We start from the raw sequence: 20618 nt of genomic DNA, 5'->3' as shown, positions 1-20618 counted from the left end.
AATTAAGCAAACGAGGGAATGTTATTTTGTGAGCATTATCACTTGATGATAGAAATATGAAATTTATATGACTGAAAATAAAAGAAGAAATTTTGGGGGAAAACATAAAGAATCAGAAAATGTAAAATACCTCGATGTTAGTTATATTGATTACGGAAATAGAAAAGCCACTATTTATATTAAGTGGCTTTTCATCTTCATTTCACGCTCAATAGGTAATTAACAATATCGCGTAAATAGCGCCATTTCATCCAGATTTCGTCTAGAAGGGGCAAACCAGTGTATCGCTCAATTTCCGTTATCAATTCCAGCATTTCTAATGAGTCAATATGCAGATCTTCGATAATACTTGAATCCATCGTAACCTGTAATTTAATACCTGAATAAGCCCGCAGCGCATAAATAGTATTTTCTAACCATTGTTGGTGAACTTGACTCATTGTGATCCACCTTTAGTCGCCGCGTTCTGATAGCCAATAATACCATTTAGAGGTTTCATCTGTTCTTCCGTTGCAACAGCATAACGCTCTTTTTCCGCTTGGCCTCGCGTCAGTGCACCACGCTCAGTTAATGTCACTAGCGACCCCGCATTAGGGAGATGTGAGCTAGTATCCACAACGACTTTTGTTGCTTCACGTTCACCACGATAAACCTCTTTATCTGACTGATTACGAGTCAGTGCCCCATTCGCCGTTAAAGTCACTGGTTTTTGTGCATCAGGTTTTTTCAGCACCCAATGATTATTTTCATCTTTCTGGTAACGGTTAACCGTAAAATCATTTTTTGGCTGAGTGTTAATGAAAAACTCCGTTGTTTTTGGCTTCGCCTCAATGGATTTTTCCCCTGATGGCAAACGAGACTCTTCCAAAGCTTCAGTCCTAATCAAGTGAGAGCTATCCTGTGGCTCCAAAGAGGTATTATTCAACGGTGATACCTTATTAGATGCCGTAACTGGCTTTTCAATAATAGGCTGTTTTACTTCAGTATTTTCCTGGTCTTTAGCATTGTCCATATCATAATCCACATCGGGCTCTTGTACTGGCTGGCTGAATACAACACGTGTTAGTGGTTTTTTCGATGGTGGTAATGCCGAATCCTTATCATTTGTAGCCTGTGTAGGCTCCTGAAACGATGTGTTACTTACTCCAGGTTCTTGATGACTTATCTGACTAATATTTTCGCTAAATGGAGAGCCTAAGTGATAGTGATATTCTGTATTATAACTATTTGTTATCTTGGATGATGGAGCACCCATTTTTTCTGTTGGATTATACATGCCATCAATAACGTCATCCTCTGTTTTCACTGATGGTGTTGCTGATTTTACAGGCTCACTCAATGCCATTTTTATTTTTAATGGGCTAATAATTTCTATCTTTTGTTCAATATAACGAAATAAATTATTTAAATGCTGATATTTATCACCATATTTTTTCTGTTCAAGGTTACTGTACTCCTTTATAGTATTTTCGATATCCCTTCCTTTTTGTATATTTAAATCACTCACCAAAAAGCTATCCGTTGAACGGCTATTAATCACCTCGTCAGAAAAAAACGCACTAAGTTGGTGTTTAATTGCAGAGTCAACATATTTTTCTTGATAACAAATAGCTAATTTCTCCAGTGTAATATTATCCGATAAGAATTTATCTAACTGTTTATCTAAATTTCCCTGTGTTTTTTTTAGCGTAACCTCAATATTCTCATCCGTATTTAAATCTTGTATTCCATCTATTTCTTTAATTAATTTTGCGGCTGCAGAAACTAATGCTGAGGGGAGTTCTTCAGGAGCAAATAACGTTAATGTCACTAGAGCCGTTTCTGGACGAAGGTTTAACTCTTGCTGAGTTGTACTGCCATGGTTACCTGCTCCTAAAACTTTCGCCACCATATTACGAGTAATGTTACTGTTAGACTTAATAACTAGCTGTGTTATATTGTCTATTTGCTGTTGGTGGTTATTGCTGTGTAAGTCACCAACATTACCAGAAATATTCATTTCGTTCTTAATATTATTTTTAGGTAAAACACTTTCGGCATCTAATGAATGAACATTATTTAAATTAGAAGCGAATACATTACCATCTTTAATAACGGAATTATGATGAAAAGAATTAGAGATATTATGAATCCCAGAGTTATTCTGAGTACTAATCATAGTTAGTCCTTATGATAATTAATATTTTTAATTTATACCAAGAAAGATCACATACTGATAAAACCACTATTATATTGGTTTAAATCTTTTATTAATTGAACTAGCAACTGAGTTAATGTATCAAAGTGGCTATTATCTTGACGGAATGTTTCTAATAAACGTGAAACAGAGTTATTAATCACATTTTTTTGTGCGTCAATCGCTGTTTGCATACTTTGTACGCTCTGTGCAAGCAAATTTACGCCTTTACTTGCCCACCCTGCACTAGAAGAATCAATATCATAGATTGATTTCATAATTTCGCGTAGTGGCTTCAGGTCTGGATAAATTCGAATAACTTTACTATCATCAGAACCTCTTGTTTCGACTTTAAATCCCTGTCCGTCCAGTTTCTTTTTCCAAAATTCAAAAACAGGCTCACTATATTTTATTTCATATATTTTTTCGGCGCTATTTTCTGGCTTAGACCAATTTTCATAGTATGTAATGTTTACCGCATCAGAATTTGTAATTAACGGTTTATTTCCTCTTACTGTTTTATGGTCGGTATAAGGCTCAAAAAGGTCATCTAGCCTATTTAATAAAGCCACTCTTTGCAGTTTTATCTTTCCACTATCTCCTGCTTTAATATATTCGGGTATTTTACCTAATGCCGTATTTACATCCTGCATATATTTTGTGGTTGCTTTTATTATTTCACCAAATTCTTTTTGGTAACCTTTATGAATATTATCAATCATGCCACTAATGGCACCAATGTGCTTTCTACCATCTTCAATCGGAGGTAATATATTCGATGATTTCTTTCGCATCATCGTTGCGCCACTAGGTTCAAGTGCAAACTCTTCGTTTAAGCCTAATAGTACTCTCGACGCCTTATCTCCCGATATTTTTAACTCACGCAATAACGTTTTTGCTTGTTCAATAATTTGATCAAGTTGGTTTGATTCTACTTGAGTGCGTACTGTAGGGCTTGGTACTTCATAACCCAGCTGTTGAAAATAACTGTCCACTTGTTGATAAATATCGTCATTCGGGTCAATAAAAATACCCGCCCCAGTAGGGGGCAGATCTATTCCAGCAGAAGGCTTAACATAGGAAACTTGAGAATTGGCTAATACAGTTGAGAATATTACCTCCATTATTAGCTCCTATTAACCTTTTACCACGGCTTGGAATGTGCGTATATTGCCATCGCGAACATCTCTTAGCGTCTCATTCATTTTCTTCAGTAATTCACCACTTTCACTAATCGCTTTATCCGCGTTTTCAGACACTTTACGCGCAGCGGATGAAATGTCTTGCTCTATCATCGCGTTAGCACTTTGGGCTTTTGCTTCCGCCTGTGATGTTGATGCCGCCATATTCCCCGCACTATCGGATAAACGTGCACCTTGCTCTGCAACACCACGCTTTATACTCTCTTTAGTGGCAATATTATTATGTTCGTTAAGCTGATTTTGACCATACGCTTTCGTGCTGTTCGCTGCATCTTGACCGTTTTTAGTGACTAATGCTTTTTGCCCCATTGTGGCTTGATCAGTTAGTTCAATAGACAATCCATCCTTACCTTTTAACACGGCTCCACCATTGGTTTTACCCGTTAATGCATATGCTTGACCATTTAGCTGCGATAATCTGTCACCTGCATTGATATTGTTAATACCTGATTTTAAATTTGTATTGATTGATTTATTCTGGGTATGAAGCGATTTCGCTTGGAATGCTGCCCCTGCGCCACTCACGCCTAAAGAAACACTAAAATTGATAATAGCGCCTTCCATCATTTTTTTGCCTTCTTTAATTGTGGATGCGGCTGCAGCTTCTATCATCTTGCCACTCAACACATTAAATGCAGTGCTTATTTGACGGTCAGCGATTTTTATCTCCGAAGCAACTTTACGAATAAGTTTTGATATTTCTACAATAATGTCACTACTTATAATTCCAAGAAATTGACGAGGCTTTGCTAAATCAACTTGTCCTATCGCCTTTTGCTCTGCTTGTTCAAAAATACGTTGCAGTTCATTCGCAATTTTAGGTTGTAATAGACTTGAGATCTGCTCAACATTTTCCATTTCTTGCACGTCAAGGCTTGAAAGCTCATATATTAATTGCTCTGGTCTCATCTCCTCAATTACAGGTAGATTTAATATTGGCTTTTCAGATAGTTCATTCTCAATAAGCGATGGTAAATTAGCCAAACTGATTTCTTGGCTTCCTCCTACCAACGTTGATGTAGGTATCTCTTTAGAGTGAGTTATTCCTCCAGTATTGAAGATAGCTTTATTTGAAATCGCTGGCTGCATAGTAATGGTTGTCATTTTAATTACTCCTTAATTTACGCATAACGCGCTGTTTTCATCATATCGACTTTGCTTTGGCTAGATTGTTGAAGACCATTGAGCATGGTTGTGAACATTTCATCAAACTGTTCATAATTCTTTGACATGGCTTTAATTAACTGATTTAGCAACTCAGTAATGGCCTCTATAGCCGCATTGTTTAGCATCATCCCTGCAAGCATCTCCTTCATTTTTTCCCCCATAGATGCCGCATGTAAATTAAGTCCTCCCGTTGTTGCTGCGCTGGCTACGGTTAGTGCAGCACCCGAGCCTTTTGCTACGACTTCCACTTTAGCCATCGCTACACTTTGATTCTTCACTTTCTCAATTTTTTTGGCTTTATCTATTGTTTTTTCAACAGTTTTTACCGTGTCTTTGACATCATCAACTTTGTCGGCTAGCTTAGTGAATTTGGTTAACTTCGCGACGCTACCTGCACTATCCACAACGGAGTCGCCTACCTTCACCATTTGCCCACCAATAGAGACCAAGTCTGAGGATTTCTCAACTTTAGCCGCCACTTGACCAATGGTTTTAGCTACCTGACTTACATCATCAAATTTGTCTGATAACTTAGCTAACTTGGATAGTTTCACCATGCTATCGGCGCTGTCAGCGACAGAATCACTCACTTTCACCATTTGCCCACCAATGGAGACCAAGTCTGAGGATTTCTCAGCTTTAGCCACCACTTGGCTAATCGCTTTAGTGACATGTTTTGCCTCATCAAACTTATCCGACAACTTAGCCAACTTAGATAGTTTCACCATGCTGTCTGCGCTATCCGCGACAGAATCACTTACTTTGGCAGTATTATTTGCAATATTCCCTAATGCATTCGTTAAGCTTTTAGGCATTGCTTTAATGGTATTTTTTAGCAATGTCCCCACATTTTTCATTAATAATTTAGCGGCACTTTTCACTGTGTTCACAAGGTTTTTTATCATCGACCCCATTGAAAGTAATGAAACAGCTAAGAACGCTACCGCAGCAACAATCATGCCTACAATACTGCCGATCTGCTTCGCTTTATCTTTATCAACACCAAACTCAATCAGCATATCGGTTACTACTGAAGAAATTTCATTTGCCAGCATTTGCATTAAGCTGCCATGCCCCGTTTCTTCTAGAACAATATCCGCAACGGCCATTGCAATCCCAATGGCGGCAATAGCAAGCGTCAACGGTGCAGCAGTCCCAAAAGTTGCCACTGTGGCAATCACTGAAACAGCCAATAAAACATAACTGAAAATTTTACTCGCACAAGAAGCCGCTTTATTTGATTCTGCCGCTTTACGTTCAGCTTCCGCGGCCTCTTTGGCTTTTTTCTCTGAATCTTTCCGAGAGGCTTCACTGATTTTCATCATGACCTCTTCTTGCTCTTTCATGCTACGAATAGAGTCTTCGTTCATCGCTTTTTTAAGCTGGGCCGTTAGCATGGTTAAAAGTGCTAACGTGTTCTCCCATTTATCACCATCAATGTCAGGTCTGCGTGGTGCATTTTCAAAGAACTGGTTTAGCTTATGGCTATCTTCCTGTGCAATTTCCGCCTGTTTTGTTACCGACTCAGCTGTTGCCAGTACTTGAATATTTAATAGGTTGATTTGGTGATTTAGCGTGGCTATTGATTGGCTTAACTGTTGCTTATCTGCTAATAATTTATTGCTTTGGCTGGTTAACCCTTCAATTGTCTGAGTTAAAGATTGCTTTGCCTGTGACAATTTATTCAATGCTTCAATATCTTCTGCATCGGTGGAGTTGACTGGAGGTATGGTAATTAACTCATTGATTTCAGCTAATTGTTCCTGTGCAGTTTGTAGCTTAAGGCCAGCCTGTTCGAACTGTTCTTGTAAAGAATCAGATTGTCTGTTTAAGCTATTTAACTCCGCTCGCAGTGTTTTATCTTCTTTTTGCTGCTCCTCAAATTGGTCATGCAAGCTACTCAATGCATCGGTGTTTTTCTTAAAAGTATCTAAAAGGATATTACCTTGTTCTCTGATTGATTCAGACTCTACATTCAGTAGCTTTATTTTGTTACTCAACTCACTAATATTCCCTTCGTGCAACAATTGGCGTATTGTTGAAAAAGTTTCTATCAGTAACGCCTTTGCATTAAAGCTTTTTTCTTGCTGAGGCGAATTTGCCCCTTGCGGGTTTGCTGTTTTAGCCATCGTCCGCATTTTTGGTGCATTTAATTGTGGCGAATTTTCAGCACGAGAACGTTTCATTTGTTCTGTTGAAGCTAATGCCCCGCAGGCTTCTTCTAAGACTAGAACTGATTTCGTGATATCTTCCGTCAAAGCTAACGGGTTCTCACCCTTCAGAAAAGTGTGAATATTTTTTATTCGTTCGCTATTTCCACTATTTGAAATATCAACCATTTTTATATCCTTAAGTATTAGAGCTTGGGTCCTTGGGCTCTACTGTTGCAAGATTTTTCTTTAATGCCGTTAAATAAGCCTGTGATTTGTTTTGTAAATCAACATCAGTACTGCTTTCCAATACACTTTCAAAGCAATGCAGTGCCGCACTACTTTTCTTCATCATTAAATTACACTGCCCCGCATGGAATAACGGCCTGTAGTCGTCTTTGGCAAGAACAAACGCTAAAGCATACAATTCAGTGGCCTTGTCATAACGTTTCGTTAATTGATAAACTGCAGCAAGCCCCATGACATAATCTGTATTATAAAAATCATAAATACTTAAAAAGCGGAAAAAAGTTTCAGCCTCTTTTAATTTTCCTTGCTGATAAAATTCGTAAGCATAGGAATAGATACCGTCCATTGTACTTTGTGGGATACCATGGATATCTTTATAAGTCGCACCATCCATTAGTGCTGTTGTGATATTTCCGAGCAATTCGTCCATATCAATATTTTGTGATTCTTCATATTGGGTATTATTCATTTATTTACCTTTGCATTAATATTGAATATATGATGCATTTTTACTTTTGCATCATAATTAATCAGATTTTTTTTGGCTTTAAAAAAACGATTTATTCTATGAATTATTTAATTTCATTCGAGAAAATTATAAATCAATGTCTTTCCTTCCTCATTAATTCATTCAAAGCTTCATCCACATCTATTCCCATTTGCACTAATTCGACCCTAATTAACCAAGATATAATTTGCATGATTTCCTCTAACCCATTTTCATCTATAAAACTGTCTTTCTTATATAACCGCCAAATGTTCCTTGCTAAAGGAATATCCCTAACAACTGGGACACCTTGTTGCTCAGCATATTTAATAATAGCTTTAGCTTGCATGCCTCGACTTTTTGACAGTAAAAAAGGTAATGGAGCAATATCTGAATCATAATAAATTAACATTGCAATATGAGTGGGGTTGGCCATAACAAATGTCGAATTACGGACATTAGATTTAACTTCTTCTGATAACAACTCTTGATGCAACCCTCTACGTGCACTTTTAATATGAGGGTCCCCTTCGTTATCTTTATACTCTTTTTTAACCTCTTGTTTTTCCATCTTTAAGTTTTTAATAAATAAGAAAAACTCAGTGATCATATCCACTAAAATAATCAACAGTGCAACAGACAAAAATACCACAATAAATGTAGTCGATAAACTTGCCCATTGATGGATCATCCCATCGATGACAGTACGATAAAGCATAAAAATATCGTGCCGCCAAAGATAAAAAAAGACCACTGCAGATACAATAAATACAATTAAATATAAAAATGCTTTGATCAGTTCTTTTAGTGAGTTCAAAGAAAATATTTTTTTTAAGCCCGCGATAGGATTTAATTTAGTAAAATCAAGCTTTATTGCTTCTGTTGCGAGCCTAAAACGGCTTTGTAATAATGAAATTATTGTTCCCGCTAAAAAACATGCTAGTAAAATAGGTAATAAAACACCAATAAAAATAACAAAAAACTCCCAGAGTAAAGTATCGATATTAATATTCGACGGTGATTGTAGTATTTTCCTCATTAAAAATGCCAAGTCTTCTAAACTTGTCATTCCATCGAATACAAAAGCACTTACGACTAATACAATTGCTGCTACTGAATCTTTACTTTTATAACTTTGCCCTTTTTTAGCGGAGTCTTTAATTTTTTTGTCAGTAGGCTTCTCTGTTTTCTCTGCCATAATTTTTCACCATAGTTCTTAGCCTAATTAAAATTAATCAGCAAGAAAAACACTTTGTAATGGTGACAATGAAATCATATTTACTAATATATCTGGCACTTCATTTTGAAAATAAAGTAAGAATACAATAAATGCAATTATTGATTTTATTGCCAATGATAATGAAAACGCATTTAATTGAGGACAAAAGCGGGAGTATAAACCTAGTGCAACCTCTGTAATAAATAAAGTTACAATAATCGGCGCAGCTAAAATAACACCTTTTAATACCATGTTATTCAACCATTCCCCCAGAGGCAGACTATTAAAAGAGGAAAACCCTTGCCCCAATGGCAGCAAATGATAACTTTGTGCAAAAATTACAGAAAGTTGATACATCCCTCCTTGCGCTAAAAATACCATACAAACAATGTAACTCAAGAAAACAGCAAGTTCAGACGCTTCCGTCCCACTTGCAGGGTCAACAATACTGCTAATGGTTTCACCACGCTGAGTGTCAATTAGCTCACCAATCACACTTGCGATCATAAAAGGTAAACCTAAGATGAAAGCCAATATTAAACCGACTACGATTTCATATAAAAAAATTTCAGCTAAATTTGTTTGATCCCATTGAATATTTGCCCCTGCAAAAAATGGCCATAACCCCAATGCAATATACATAACTACACAGTTTTTGATGACCCCTCCATTTAATAGCTTATTGCTAAAAAAAGGCAAAAAGAACATCACGGGCGCTATTCGTAACCATGCTAATGCTAGTTTTATGAGTTCTTGCTGAAACAAAAAAAACAAATATGATGCCAGCGAAACTAACTCTTGGCTCATTAGAGTAACCCTACCGCAGGAATCGCAATGGTAATTGCCTCTATTGTATAATTTATCACCTTATCGGCTAACCACCCGGAGATCATAAATAACGAACCAAATACAGCTAATAGCTTAACGCCAAAAGGTAGCGTTTGTTCTTGCAGTTGGGTCACGGTTTGTATTAACCCTACTAATAACCCGACAACCGTCGCAACAATGACAGGGATTGCTGATAAAACAACAATTAATAACATTGCTTTATTGCTGATATATACAATTTCATCCATATCAATATCCCACGTCAATGCTGTGCAAGTTCAAAATATTGCATTACCAACCCTTTGGAAATTAACGTCCATCCGTCAATAGCAACAAACAAAATTAATTTCACAGGAACTGAAATAGTTACAGGGCTCATCATCATCATTCCCAATGCTAATAGAATGCTGGAAATAACTAAGTCGATAACAACAAATGGTAAGTACACATAGAAGCCAATTTCAAATGCAGATTTAATTTCACTTAACGCATAAGCAGGTAATAATGAAAATAATGTTGGTTCGGCTTCTTCTTTACTAATTTCGTCTTCAGTACGCCCCTGTTGAAGGGATTCGAAAAAAGTCACTAATTGTGGGTCAGAATACTTTTGCAAATACGTTTTATAGCGTCCTAGCCCGTCATCAACAAAGTTATCAATCGATTCAACATTACTAAAATCGACGCTTTCTTGGCGCATATAGTTATTCACGTCCTGCAATACTGGCATCATCACAAATAGAGATAATAATAGAGCAATTGCATTCAATACCATGGTCGAAGGAACTTGCTGTACACCCATTGCATTACGAACCATAATTAATACAATCGATATTTTTAAATAGCACGTTCCTGCGGCAATAATAAAGGGTAATAATGTTGAAAATGCAACTAATGCTAATAAAGGGATTTCTTGTGGTACCGTTGGCATATTAAACCCTTGAGTCACCTAGGCTAATTATGCGAGTGATTTCCAAACCTAATTCACTATCATCACCTAAGTAAATAAGCTCACCTTCAGCAACGAGTTGCTTATTTGCATAGACTTTAACTTCGCGTTCTTTATTTTCCCCAATAGAAAAAATAGAACCTGGTTGGATATTATTAAGCTCAGTAACCGCAATATCACTATGACCTAATACAAATGTAAGTTTGACATTCATATCCGCTAAATTAAATGGGCGTTCAATTTCATCTTGATATTCTTCTGTCGGTTGAGTATCTGTACCGTCTTCTTGTAATAATATTTCTTCAATCATAAATAAGCCTTCTTCTTGTTTTTGGAACCGAGCAAATACACGCCCAGCGACCAACATGTGCAACTGTAGTTGCTGAATATAAAGTGCGTCTCCCAGTGCTAATGAACGCAGTAATGAGAGGCTAATATAACTGCCCCCTAACACCCAATCAGCGAGGAGTGAGAGGTTTTCCAAACCACCATTTGCTTGCTCACGTACTGCCAAACCGTCAATTGGAGCACAAAGAAAAGCCTTTCCAAGATGCTTTTCTTTCACAGACAAACTAAACTGGTTAATCGCGTTACCATCAATAACTTCAACCGATTGGTAATTAAACTGGCTATCAAAAAAGCATTTGTCCTTATTTTCGAAAGCAAAAATGTCACAGAGCATTTGGCTACTTAATGAACTCCATGCATAATGCGCCAAGTCAGGCCAGCGATACCGGCACCAATCCTCAACATGCGTCAACACATTCACCTGTTGCATTTCCTTCTGTAAGCACACATTGAAATAACGCTGCTGTGAATGTGTACCGTGGGTAACCACCTCGACTTGGTATTGTTGCTGCCAAGTTTTTAACTGCCTTTCTCGCTGACTGACTCGCCGAATTTTCAACATATTTAATCTTCTTCTTGCTGATGCTGTTCCTGCTGACGCTGTTTTTGCTGTTGGTCATGCTGACCGCGTTCTTGTTCTTGGCGGAAATAAATATTTTTTTCACTACTTAATAAATGTTTATTGTCCTGCAACACATGCTGTACCTCGCGGCTATAGGTAGAGGCAATAACATCTGTTTTTGTCGCTAATTCAAACGTTACCGACGGTGCATTCTTCCATTGCTGAAAGGTATAAGTTAAGGTTCGCGGTGAACTCTCATTCACTTGAGCATTCTTAATTGCATTACTATGCTCAATCCATTGTTCCACCTTTTGCGCGGTCGAGGACAGCTCGCTAGCTGGGGTCCCCACGGCAACCTGAGCCTGTGGCACCATCGCAACTTCAACAGGCATCGGGCTATTTCGAGCTATATTAGCGCCATCATTATTTGTGTTCTCTTGCAAAACGGACTGGTTTTTCTCACTTTTCGTCAGAATTTGCATAAAACGCTCTGTGGATATTCCTGCATGCTCATCAACACTCGGTTGGTGACCTTCTAGCATTGTTTCTAAGGCCGCTACCCCATGCTCATTACTGCTTTGCCCCTCACTACTTGTCTGTATTGACTCTGGTGACCCCATCATTTTTTCAGCGGTAATCACCTCTGAGATAAATGGCTTTTCGGGGGACAACAGGGTAGAAAAAACATGCTGTTGACCTTTATTCGCAACTGAAGCTTTCACATCATTTTCATTGTTGAATAAATTTAACACCGGTTGTTCAGTAGCCTCACCTTCCATTGCGCCGGATGAATGCAATAAGCTATTCGGCTTTAACACTGCATCAGAATTGTGTGTATGAAGAATTGGCATACCACTCATATTGATTAACGGAATATCATCATCTGACAGCGTATAATCTTCTAAATCGTCTTGAACATCGCCTAGAATCAATGTACTATCTTCCTCATTCCCCTCTAATAACAACGGGTTAGACTCACCGTTAAGTAACCATGTGCCATCTATCTCTAATTGGGGAGTAAAATGTTCTACAATCAGCGCTTCCACTTGTAATACATTCTGCGGTTCAGTTTCCAACATCATGTGGTCTGTATTTTGGGGTAAATAGCGTAAAGGCATAGAAACGACCGGCTCCGCAATCCCCATAGAAGCAGTATATTGCCCCCCTAAACATAGGGTATTACTCGCAAAATCGGATTGTGTTTTTGGTTTAAGTAATGTCTTTTGTGCAAAAACATTTGCGACTTTCTTAGCGAGTCGCTGAAAAGAAAGAGCATTTGCGTTTTCTTTACCTTGTTGGTTATAGCCATGTGTTGGTTTTACGATTGCTCCAACTAGCTCAGTGGTATTATTGATTACTTTTTCACTCGAAAGTGATTTAATTGCTGACATGAACAAATAGCTCCTCTATTTCATGTTGCTGCTGACGCTCTGATTTTAAACATTGTTTAGTACGTTGCTGTTTGAGATATTTTTGGAATTTTTCACACTTGTTGTGTAACAAAAGTGCCTGTGCTTTTATTTGTTCTGCTAATTGTTGGTATTTTTCTATTTGTACCGACATGCTGTCGATTTGATATTCAAATTGCGCAATATTTGCCAAAACCGCAGCTTTGAGGCGTTGGCGTTCCCAAAATGCAATCGGTTTTAGTTCTTGAGACTTTTCATATAAAATAACTTGTGCCGCTAAAATTCTGACCCGCTCCTGAACTTCGGAAATATTTTGCTGTAATTCATAGATAGCTAAGTTTATTTTTCCTTGTTCTTGCCGTGTTTTATCTAAGCGGCGCTCAGTGAGAAGTAATAAGTTTTTAACACTCATGACACTAATCGATTGAGTTGCGTCAATATATCTTCAGAACTTTCAGGCTGTTCCATCCCTTGTTTTAAAAACATTTCAATATCCGTTTGCTTTGCTAGTGCCCTATCGTTATCCACATTTTCCCCTTCACGGTATTCACCTAAATCTAAATACAACTGAAGTTGCTCAAGTTTCCCAAGCATTTCACGTACTTCGCCCGCGGCTTTTCTATGCTCTAGTGAAGTGACTTTGGGGAAAACACGGCTGATACTTTGCAAAATATCAATGGCGGGATAATGACCCCGGCCAGCAAGTTTATGACTAAGATAAATATGTCCATCGAGGATTGAGCGAATTTCGTCACCAATAGGATCAGCCTCATCTTCACTCTCAAGCAAAACCGTATAAAAAGCCGTGATGGCACCTTGTTTCAAACGCCCGGGACGTTCGAGTAACATGGGTAATTGCTCAAATACAGAGGCAGGGTATCCACGCCTTGCCGGTAATTCCCCCGTTGCCAATGCAACATCTCGTAACGCCCTTGCGTAGCGCGTCATGGAATCAACATATAGCAACACGTTACGCCCTAAATCACGGTAATACTCCGCAATAGTCGTCGCTAATAATGCGGCATTGCAACGCTCTATTGGCGGGCTATCCGATGTGGCATACACTAAAATAGTTTGTGCAGCATGAGGGGAATGCTTCAATTCCTCTATAAACTCAATAACTTCTCGACCTCGTTCCCCAATTAAAGCCACCACATGAATATCCGCACTAGCATGGTTAATGATCATATTCATCAATGACGTTTTTCCACTTCCCGCCGCAGCGAAAATACCAATTCTCTGCCCTAAACCACAGGTCAATAGCCCATCTATTGCACGGACACCTGTCATTAAAGGCTCATCAATTGGACGCCGTTGTGTAACGTTAGCCGGTGGACTATCAATTCGTTGCAAACGGTTATCAAGATAAGAAACTTCATCAGCATTCTCAGTTAATTGTCCAACTTGCTCACCCGCCGCATTAAAAATTTTCCCTGCCAACGATTCATTCACAGAAAAAACAAATGGGTAGCCACTTGGGCGAATAACCACCTCACGCGTTAAACCTTGAATACGCCCAATTAAACTTAATACCGTTAAACCTTCTTTAAAGCCCACAACTTGGGCTTTCGCAATAATCTCTGGATACGAAATAGACCGTTCGATAAAACAAATTTCACCAATAAACACCCCTTGTAGGGGTGCTTCAATTAGGCATCCATGAATGCGCGCAGGATGCGCGCAGATATCAAAGAGTTTCATTTTTTATCTTGATAATTTAGGCTGAAAGTTGATCACGCAATACATTTGCGCGCTCAAAAAACTCTTCAAAACTATTTGAAAATAATGACATTTCATTCAAAGCTGAATTTTTTAAAACTGCAGATAAAATAAGCGTGTCATCAACCAAATTTAAAGCAGGCTGACCAACTTGGAAATTATTAGGCGGATACTCCATCATAGATTTCAATAATAAACCGCTCACCGAATCTAAACGGCTATAATTACACTCTGATAAAGCACACCAAATAATAATATCGTCCGATGTTAGGTCAATATTAATTGCCGGTGAATCATTCATTTCTAATTGAATATTCGAGTGGCAATCTAATTGGGTATTAATTAAATCATCACGTCCCATTTCACCTAAATATTCATTTAGTACTTCTACAAAACGGTATTTCATATTTTTATTCCTTATGTTTATTTGATAATGTTTTACTATCGGTAATTGCTATTGGTTATATTGTATTAATAACGTTAACTTTTACGGTCTCAGAAACTTCATTGAAAGAGAGCACTTCCAATTCAGGGAATCGAGCCTCTAGGATTTTTTTAACAAAACGGCGAATATCAACTGGCACTAACATGCTGATATCTCTAACAGACAAGTAGCTATTTTCTAACGCTAGCTCAGCTGCTTGAATCAACGCATTACTGGTTTCTGGTTCAAGGTGTAAATACACCCCTCCAGATGATTGGCGAATTCCTTGGCGGATCGTGTCTTCAGTCACTGAATTGACCATTAATACATTTAAACGCCCCTCGACGGCAAAACGCGAAGAGATATAACGCGCCATACCACTGCGAATATGCTCAACTAACATCAAACTATCTTTTTCTTTAGGTACCCATTGCACCAAATTTTCAATAATGAGCTTCATGTTCCGTACTGATATTTTTTCCATCAATAAACGCTGGAAAACCTCTGTAACCTTCTGTACTGTTACATGGCGATAACACTCTTTCAGTAGTTCAGGGTATTTTCTCTCAAGGTCGTCAAGTAGGTTTTTAGTTTCTTGGATACCAAAAAATTCATTAATATGACGCAGCATCAAGGTACTAACACAATCAATCATTTCCGTAATATCATCACGGCTATATAACCCTAGTTGTTCAATGCTTTGTTTCTCTTGGTCCGCAACCCAATGGCTCGTAACACCATATTCATCAGTGTACTTGGTTAATTCGATTCCAAGATGCTCCAACTCATCCGTTTGTGTTAATAGGCGATGACCATGAAAATAAATATCGTATTCACCCGCTTTAACTTCATTAATTAAAACCACAATTTTATTTTCGGGTACAATAGGAGAGTAATTAATCGCAATATCAGGAATACGATACCCATAACGAATAAACACATCTTTTTTCATTCGCGTTAGAAAACGATGTTCTTCTAAATGCGTTTTATAATCCTGATTAACAGAAATAATAATGGGTAGTGTTTCAGGAATATATTCTTCCTCAAATTCTTGATTTGCACGCTGAGTTTCCCCTTCGGTCACTTCAGGATTAACACACTGACTTTCTTGTTGGGTCTCATGAGTTTTCTTCTTACGGTTTTTGTAATGACGAACACCAAACAACCCAAAAAGAAGAGCAGAAAGAAGTAAAAATATACTCGTCGGGAAGCCCGGCAAAAAGCCCATGAAAAATACAATTAAACCAGTAATTAAAATAGTAAAATTGTTGGCAAATAGCTCAGAGACAATGTTTTCCCCTAAGTTTTTATCATTGCCCCCTACACGAGTGACAATAAAGCCCGCACTAATAGAGATCAGCAGCGCTGGAATTTGTGCAACTAAACCATCACCTATCGTTAATAATGAAAAAGTATTTAAGGCCGTTGATACATCCATACCTTGCTGGGCTGTACCAACAGAGATACCACCAATTAAGTTTACAAAAATGATAACAATACCGGCGATAGCATCCCCTTTAATAAACTTCATTGCACCATCGAATGAACCAAATAACTGGCTTTCTTTTTCTAAATCGCCTCGTTTCTCTTTAACGGTTGCCTCATCGATAACACCTGCACGTAAATCTGCATCAATACTCATTTGTTTACCAGGCATCGCATCCAAAGAAAAGCGAGCGGCAACTTCAGCAATACGTTCAGAACCTTTGGTAATAACGATAAATTGTACGATAGTCACAATGGCAAAAACCACCATCCCAACGACTAAGTTATCTTGAATAACAAACTCACCAAACGTGGCAATAATATCCCCAGCATCCGCCTCTAATAGAATCAAACGACTAGTACTAATTGATAGCGCCAATCTAAATAATGTACTTATTAATAATATGGATGGAAATGATTGAAAATTCAGTACCCGTGTAATATAGAAAGAGCTCATAAAAATGAGGACTGAAATCATAATATTTAAGCCAATTAATAAATCGACCAATATTGTAGGTAATGGAATAATTAACATCGCAATTACCATCACCATAATAACCAATACCATTAACTCTGGCCGTTGGCGGATTTGTAATAAAAATCCAGTTATGCTTTTCATAGAGTTATTTATTTCCTATTTTTATTTTTTGATAATTTCTTGTGCCACAATGTCATTCATTTGTTTTTTTAAATGTTCCAATATTTCATCCCTTGATTCCAATATAGGAAATACCGAAATCGGAATAGTAGAAAAGGCCAAAAATACTAATTGCAAAAACCTTGCTCGCGTCTCTGTGTGCATGAACCGTAATTCTTTATTCACAAATATGACAATTTGCTCTTCAAAATCAGCTAGCCCACGAATACCGCTAATAAATATTTGGCTGAGGGATTTCTCTAACACCAATTTTTGGTTATCTATTTGATAACGAAAAAAATCCGCTTGAAAAATTTTCTGGCTAAAGATGCAATCAAGAGATTGCAGTTCACGTAAACGACCAACTCGAATAAAAAAATTACCAAATTCACTGATATTCACATCACCAAGCGGCAATGCTTGTAGATCACACGCTAAGGCTCGAGCCAAATAACGCATCATATTTTCCCGCTCTTGGAGTTCCATGACTTCAACCCATTGTTCATATAAATATACGACAGGGCCGTCATAACCAATGAATTCACGGTAAACACTACGCAAGTTCCCTGCGCTTTGTTTCAATTTTTGAGCAAATGCCTTGGCAAGTAATGCCACGTTAGCGCCAGCTTGTGCACTACGCGCATTTTCTTCATTCAATAATTGCTCATAAAGTGTTTCGAGATATGCTATTTGCTCATTTTTAAACTTTTTTCGATGAATTAATGAAGCAAGCGCCATTAATAAATCACTAGGATCTGGAAAAAATTGCAATAATAAAGTGCGTAATTGCCGAGGATTCATTAACTGCTTATTTAGCAGAGCCTCAATTTGGGTAATTTTTCCATCTGCATTGCTATCTAAAATACGCTCAGCAAAGCGCATCCATTCTTCTTCAGGGTCTTTACGAGAACTTCCTCTGCGAATATGGCTTGCCGCTAACATGGCCATTGAGGCATATTCGCTGCTGCTGTCAATGACCCCTAACCCTCGGGTTACCTCGTCACTGTCGTCAGTATTACTCTTCGCTGACGCCCTGCTTTTATCTTGCGTACCAACCGAAAAACGGTTGCTATAGTTCAGTGGCGTTATTGCCATGACTCGCTCATATACTGTTGGAGAAATTGTACCGTGCCATGCAACTGACTATTGTGCTGTGTAATACGCGTTTTTTCTGAAAACTGACGCCCATCCCAAGCTTCGTTTTCATCTAATAAACGCGGTTGGATCAAAAACAACCTTACCATTTTTTGCTGATTAACTGACGAGCTACTAAATAAGCCGCCAACAAAAGGAATATCGCCTAGTCCAGGAATTTTGCTTTCATTTTCAATATATTGTTCACGCGTATAACCACCGATAAGTAAACTGCTGTCTTTCGCGATACGAGCAACAGTATTAATGGTCGTGCGGTTAATCGATGGCAACCCCTCAACACTTGAAGCTTTACCATCACTTCCATGACTTTGTGCACCGTCTTCAATGTTAACTTCCATTTCGACCTGATGACCCGCAGAAATACGAGGCATCACACTGATCATGGTTCCGTAAGTCACTTGCTCTAATGTCGCAATGCGCTCACCTTGTAACTTAGCGTAAAAACTGGTGTTGTTATCGAATAAAGCAGGAATGTTTTCTTGAGTCAATAAAACAGGACGTGACACAATATGCCCATTTCCCTTTTTACTTAATGCATCAATCTGTAATAAAAAATCTTGGCTATTTGATAGTGTGCTACGGTTAAATGCGACAGCCCCTCGACCCGCTTTAAAGGTGCCAACTTCCCAATTCACCCCCAAGTTGTCTAACTCTGATCGTGTTATGTCAATAATCCACAAAGATAATTCGACTTGTCGACGACGAGTATCTAAGGTCCTAACCAGTTGCCTAACATAGTTAATTTGTTCTTGGCTACCTTTGACAATCAAACTATTGCTATCAGAGTGCGCCACCAGCGAGAGTACATTTCTCCCTGACGAGCTTTTCACTATCACTTGTTTCTGTGATGGAACACTTTCACCAATAGGAGCATCTAATAATTCATCAATTGAATCTTCTACTGAGTTCAATTTGGCTGGCTGAACATTAATCGTTTCTTCAACGGTGTTTCCGTTATCTTTAAATAAAGCTGAAATGACCGTTAACATGCCAGGTACCGTTGTACTTTGGCCGCGCGATGTATAGCTTCGGTCAGTAACTGAGGCATGTTTTAAAGAGATAACCACAACCTCACTGCCCACTTGTTCTTCTTGTTGAATCTGCTTATCTAAATACAGTGCCGCAGCCTTAATTAGCTCAACATATAAAGGCGGCCCCGAAACAAACAATAAGCTATCACCTCCTTGAGAACGAACAGGAAAGCGTTCATCATAAATGCCATTACGTTGAATATAATTGAGAACCTGCCCACTACTAACACCATGAGTCGGTATAATCGTACTGCGCATTTCACTATTATCGTAAACATAAATACTGGCACCATCGTCATACCACACTAATGCAATACGGCGAGTTAATGCTTTAAACATCTCATCCGCATTGGCTAGATTAAAATTGCCCGTTACTTTTTTCTGTGCCGCTAATTTACTTAAAATAATAGGCTTGTTTAATTGCTCAGCGACCGCCTCAAAAACTTTGCCAACAGCAATATTATTTGCAACAAATGTGTCATGGTTTTTTTCTTGAGCTACAGGTTGTGCAACAAAAACTTCAGACTGAGCTGAATAACCACTCATCGATAATAAAAGGAGTGCCAGTAATACCACTCCTCTTTTGTTACTGCTCATATAAATTGTCTCCAAGATGTCTTATTTCTGAAGGGGTAAGTCCCAACTCTTTTTTAAGATCATTGGTGAAGTGTGAGGCAGAGCAGTAACCCGCTTCTAATCCCACATCCAAAATTGAGCTTTCACTTTCAATTAATTGCAAAATAGCGTTTGCCATGCGAACACTCATAATCTTTCGCTTCGCTGTTTTATTAAAGTTTTCTCGATAAAGCTGTCTAAAATAAGAGGCTGAAACTCCATAACGAGCACAAAGCTGATTAATATTGGCATTTTTATCACTCTGCGCTGCAGAAAGAATAAATCGCATCATTCCGTAGGCTTCATATTTACGCAATATATTGCACCAAAACTCAAATTCAGGTTGCTCTCTAATGACTAAATCGATGACAACATTTTTAACTGATATGGTTGTAAAAAACTCTTCATCCAATGGAATATATTCTTGTACTATTTCATTACTAGAACCACATTTCGCTTTCTTAGAAAGGAAAGATTGCTTTGTTGCAGTATCAATAACAGCAAGAATTTCAACTAACTCTGATAACTCTATTGAGTAAATATCCCAGTTTGGGTTGTTATTAGTACTCAACACTGCATCATTGGCGATAAATATAGCGTTTTTTTCAAATTGAATATTTAAGTTTGAATATGGAGATTTATAACAAAAAGTCGCTGCTCCCTCAGAGGGAACTGCCAAAATCAGTTTATCCTGCAAAGAAAAACAGAGATCCCCATGTTTCAATAATGCAGCAATGTCTTTCTTTAGCATTATATAAGCCCTTTCTATTGATTAATATTTAGAATCAGGGTGCGGGATGCTCGCACAA

19 protein-coding genes are annotated in these 20618 nt (G+C 38.0%); all 19 read right to left on the bottom strand.

The window, feature by feature from the left end; all coding sequences use genetic code 11:
* Positions 1-197: 197 nt before the first annotated feature.
* Positions 198-440, bottom strand: a complete 243-nt coding sequence (locus ABE954_RS01130; protein ID WP_048605503.1) for a phosphopantetheine-binding protein — start codon at positions 438-440, stop codon at positions 198-200.
* Positions 437-2158, bottom strand: coding sequence for a hypothetical protein (locus ABE954_RS01125; RefSeq protein WP_166687014.1), 1722 nt, complete (start codon positions 2156-2158; stop codon positions 437-439). The genes ABE954_RS01130 and ABE954_RS01125 overlap by 4 nt, the downstream gene beginning before the upstream one ends.
* A 47-nt stretch (positions 2159-2205) precedes the next feature.
* Positions 2206-3300 carry an IpaD/SipD/SspD family type III secretion system needle tip protein gene (locus tag ABE954_RS01120; protein WP_210814115.1) on the bottom strand — a complete coding sequence of 365 codons (1095 nt, stop codon included), beginning with the start codon at positions 3298-3300 and terminating at the stop codon, positions 2206-2208.
* 12 nt (positions 3301-3312) lie between these two features.
* The gene (locus tag ABE954_RS01115) at positions 3313-4482 is read right to left on the bottom strand and encodes a hypothetical protein (protein WP_210814114.1); all 1170 of its coding nucleotides are present in this window, start codon (positions 4480-4482) and stop codon (positions 3313-3315) included.
* Between the two features lie 17 nt (positions 4483-4499).
* Positions 4500-6884, bottom strand: a complete 2385-nt coding sequence (sctE, locus tag ABE954_RS01110) for a type III secretion system translocon subunit SctE (protein ID WP_371025702.1) — start codon at positions 6882-6884, stop codon at positions 4500-4502.
* 10 nt (positions 6885-6894) lie between these two features.
* Positions 6895-7413, bottom strand: coding sequence for a type III secretion system translocator chaperone SicA (gene sicA / locus ABE954_RS01105; RefSeq protein WP_042843355.1), 519 nt, complete (start codon positions 7411-7413; stop codon positions 6895-6897).
* 133 nt (positions 7414-7546) lie between these two features.
* Positions 7547-8629 carry an EscU/YscU/HrcU family type III secretion system export apparatus switch protein gene (locus ABE954_RS01100; RefSeq protein WP_131680907.1) on the bottom strand — a complete coding sequence of 361 codons (1083 nt, stop codon included), beginning with the start codon at positions 8627-8629 and terminating at the stop codon, positions 7547-7549.
* Between the two features lie 33 nt (positions 8630-8662).
* Positions 8663-9457, bottom strand: a complete 795-nt coding sequence (gene sctT, locus ABE954_RS01095; RefSeq protein WP_071547587.1) for a type III secretion system export apparatus subunit SctT — start codon at positions 9455-9457, stop codon at positions 8663-8665.
* Complete coding sequence (gene sctS, locus ABE954_RS01090; protein ID WP_042843351.1) at positions 9457-9726, bottom strand: type III secretion system export apparatus subunit SctS; 270 nt, start codon at positions 9724-9726, stop codon at positions 9457-9459. Before sctS ends, sctT begins: the two co-directional genes overlap by 1 nt.
* 14 nt (positions 9727-9740) lie before the next feature.
* Entirely contained in the window at positions 9741-10406 is a 666-nt protein-coding gene (locus ABE954_RS01085; RefSeq protein WP_042843350.1) for an EscR/YscR/HrcR family type III secretion system export apparatus protein, read from the bottom strand.
* 1 nt (position 10407) lies between these two features.
* Positions 10408-11334, bottom strand: a complete 927-nt coding sequence (locus ABE954_RS01080; protein WP_042843349.1) for a FliM/FliN family flagellar motor switch protein — start codon at positions 11332-11334, stop codon at positions 10408-10410.
* A 2-nt stretch (positions 11335-11336) separates the two neighbouring features.
* Positions 11337-12725, bottom strand: a complete 1389-nt coding sequence (locus ABE954_RS01075) for a hypothetical protein (protein WP_210814112.1) — start codon at positions 12723-12725, stop codon at positions 11337-11339.
* The gene (locus ABE954_RS01070) at positions 12712-13155 is read right to left on the bottom strand and encodes a hypothetical protein (protein ID WP_042843347.1); all 444 of its coding nucleotides are present in this window, start codon (positions 13153-13155) and stop codon (positions 12712-12714) included. The genes ABE954_RS01075 and ABE954_RS01070 overlap by 14 nt, the downstream gene beginning before the upstream one ends.
* The gene (gene sctN, locus ABE954_RS01065) at positions 13152-14444 is read right to left on the bottom strand and encodes a type III secretion system ATPase SctN (protein WP_210831751.1); all 1293 of its coding nucleotides are present in this window, start codon (positions 14442-14444) and stop codon (positions 13152-13154) included. Before sctN ends, ABE954_RS01070 begins: the two co-directional genes overlap by 4 nt.
* Before the next feature lie 16 nt (positions 14445-14460).
* Positions 14461-14868, bottom strand: a complete 408-nt coding sequence (locus ABE954_RS01060; RefSeq protein WP_048605518.1) for a type III secretion system protein — start codon at positions 14866-14868, stop codon at positions 14461-14463.
* Between the two features lie 55 nt (positions 14869-14923).
* Positions 14924-16990 (bottom strand): EscV/YscV/HrcV family type III secretion system export apparatus protein, encoded by a 2067-nt coding sequence (locus tag ABE954_RS01055; protein WP_042843342.1) that lies wholly within the window; start codon positions 16988-16990, stop codon positions 14924-14926.
* Positions 16991-17011: 21 nt separating this feature from the next.
* Entirely contained in the window at positions 17012-18103 is a 1092-nt protein-coding gene (gene sctW / locus ABE954_RS01050) for a type III secretion system gatekeeper subunit SctW (RefSeq protein WP_048605520.1), read from the bottom strand.
* A complete protein-coding gene (sctC, locus tag ABE954_RS01045; protein ID WP_166687011.1) occupies positions 18094-19791 on the bottom strand; it encodes a type III secretion system outer membrane ring subunit SctC in 1698 nt (565 codons plus the stop codon). Before sctC ends, sctW begins: the two co-directional genes overlap by 10 nt.
* Complete coding sequence (locus ABE954_RS01040; RefSeq protein ID WP_042843339.1) at positions 19781-20560, bottom strand: AraC family transcriptional regulator; 780 nt, start codon at positions 20558-20560, stop codon at positions 19781-19783. Before ABE954_RS01040 ends, sctC begins: the two co-directional genes overlap by 11 nt.
* Between the last annotated feature and the right edge of the window lie 58 nt (positions 20561-20618).

It is taken from the genome of Providencia sp. TYF-12 (assembly GCF_041344805.1).
GTDB classification, from domain to species: Bacteria; Pseudomonadota; Gammaproteobacteria; order Enterobacterales; family Enterobacteriaceae; genus Providencia; species Providencia huashanensis.
Note: the sequence above shows the minus strand (reverse complement) of the source record. Positions and strands in the feature narration are given on the sequence as shown.

What these genes read in the sequence shown, in the direction of transcription:
- ABE954_RS01080 (WP_042843349.1), bottom strand. Translation starts at nt 11,334, where the DNA reads ATGTTGAAAATTCGGCGAGTCAGTCAGCGAGAAAGGCAGTTAAAAACT.
- ABE954_RS01060 (WP_048605518.1), bottom strand. Translation starts at nt 14,868, where the DNA reads ATGAAATACCGTTTTGTAGAAGTACTAAATGAATATTTAGGTGAAATG.
- sctT (WP_071547587.1), bottom strand. Translation starts at nt 9,457, where the DNA reads ATGAGCCAAGAGTTAGTTTCGCTGGCATCATATTTGTTTTTTTTGTTT.
- sctN (WP_210831751.1), bottom strand. Translation starts at nt 14,444, where the DNA reads ATGAAACTCTTTGATATCTGCGCGCATCCTGCGCGCATTCATGGATGC.
- ABE954_RS01040 (WP_042843339.1), bottom strand. Translation starts at nt 20,560, where the DNA reads ATGCTAAAGAAAGACATTGCTGCATTATTGAAACATGGGGATCTCTGT.
- ABE954_RS01075 (WP_210814112.1), bottom strand. Translation starts at nt 12,725, where the DNA reads ATGTCAGCAATTAAATCACTTTCGAGTGAAAAAGTAATCAATAATACC.
- sicA (WP_042843355.1), bottom strand. Translation starts at nt 7,413, where the DNA reads ATGAATAATACCCAATATGAAGAATCACAAAATATTGATATGGACGAA.
- ABE954_RS01115 (WP_210814114.1), bottom strand. Translation starts at nt 4,482, where the DNA reads ATGACAACCATTACTATGCAGCCAGCGATTTCAAATAAAGCTATCTTC.
- sctW (WP_048605520.1), bottom strand. Translation starts at nt 18,103, where the DNA reads ATGGCAATAACGCCACTGAACTATAGCAACCGTTTTTCGGTTGGTACG.
- ABE954_RS01130 (WP_048605503.1), bottom strand. Translation starts at nt 440, where the DNA reads ATGAGTCAAGTTCACCAACAATGGTTAGAAAATACTATTTATGCGCTG.
- sctC (WP_166687011.1), bottom strand. Translation starts at nt 19,791, where the DNA reads ATGAGCAGTAACAAAAGAGGAGTGGTATTACTGGCACTCCTTTTATTA.
- sctE (WP_371025702.1), bottom strand. Translation starts at nt 6,884, where the DNA reads ATGGTTGATATTTCAAATAGTGGAAATAGCGAACGAATAAAAAATATT.
- ABE954_RS01120 (WP_210814115.1), bottom strand. Translation starts at nt 3,300, where the DNA reads ATGGAGGTAATATTCTCAACTGTATTAGCCAATTCTCAAGTTTCCTAT.
- ABE954_RS01085 (WP_042843350.1), bottom strand. Translation starts at nt 10,406, where the DNA reads ATGCCAACGGTACCACAAGAAATCCCTTTATTAGCATTAGTTGCATTT.
- ABE954_RS01100 (WP_131680907.1), bottom strand. Translation starts at nt 8,629, where the DNA reads ATGGCAGAGAAAACAGAGAAGCCTACTGACAAAAAAATTAAAGACTCC.
- sctS (WP_042843351.1), bottom strand. Translation starts at nt 9,726, where the DNA reads ATGGATGAAATTGTATATATCAGCAATAAAGCAATGTTATTAATTGTT.
- ABE954_RS01070 (WP_042843347.1), bottom strand. Translation starts at nt 13,155, where the DNA reads ATGAGTGTTAAAAACTTATTACTTCTCACTGAGCGCCGCTTAGATAAA.
- ABE954_RS01055 (WP_042843342.1), bottom strand. Translation starts at nt 16,990, where the DNA reads ATGAAAAGCATAACTGGATTTTTATTACAAATCCGCCAACGGCCAGAG.
- ABE954_RS01125 (WP_166687014.1), bottom strand. Translation starts at nt 2,158, where the DNA reads ATGATTAGTACTCAGAATAACTCTGGGATTCATAATATCTCTAATTCT.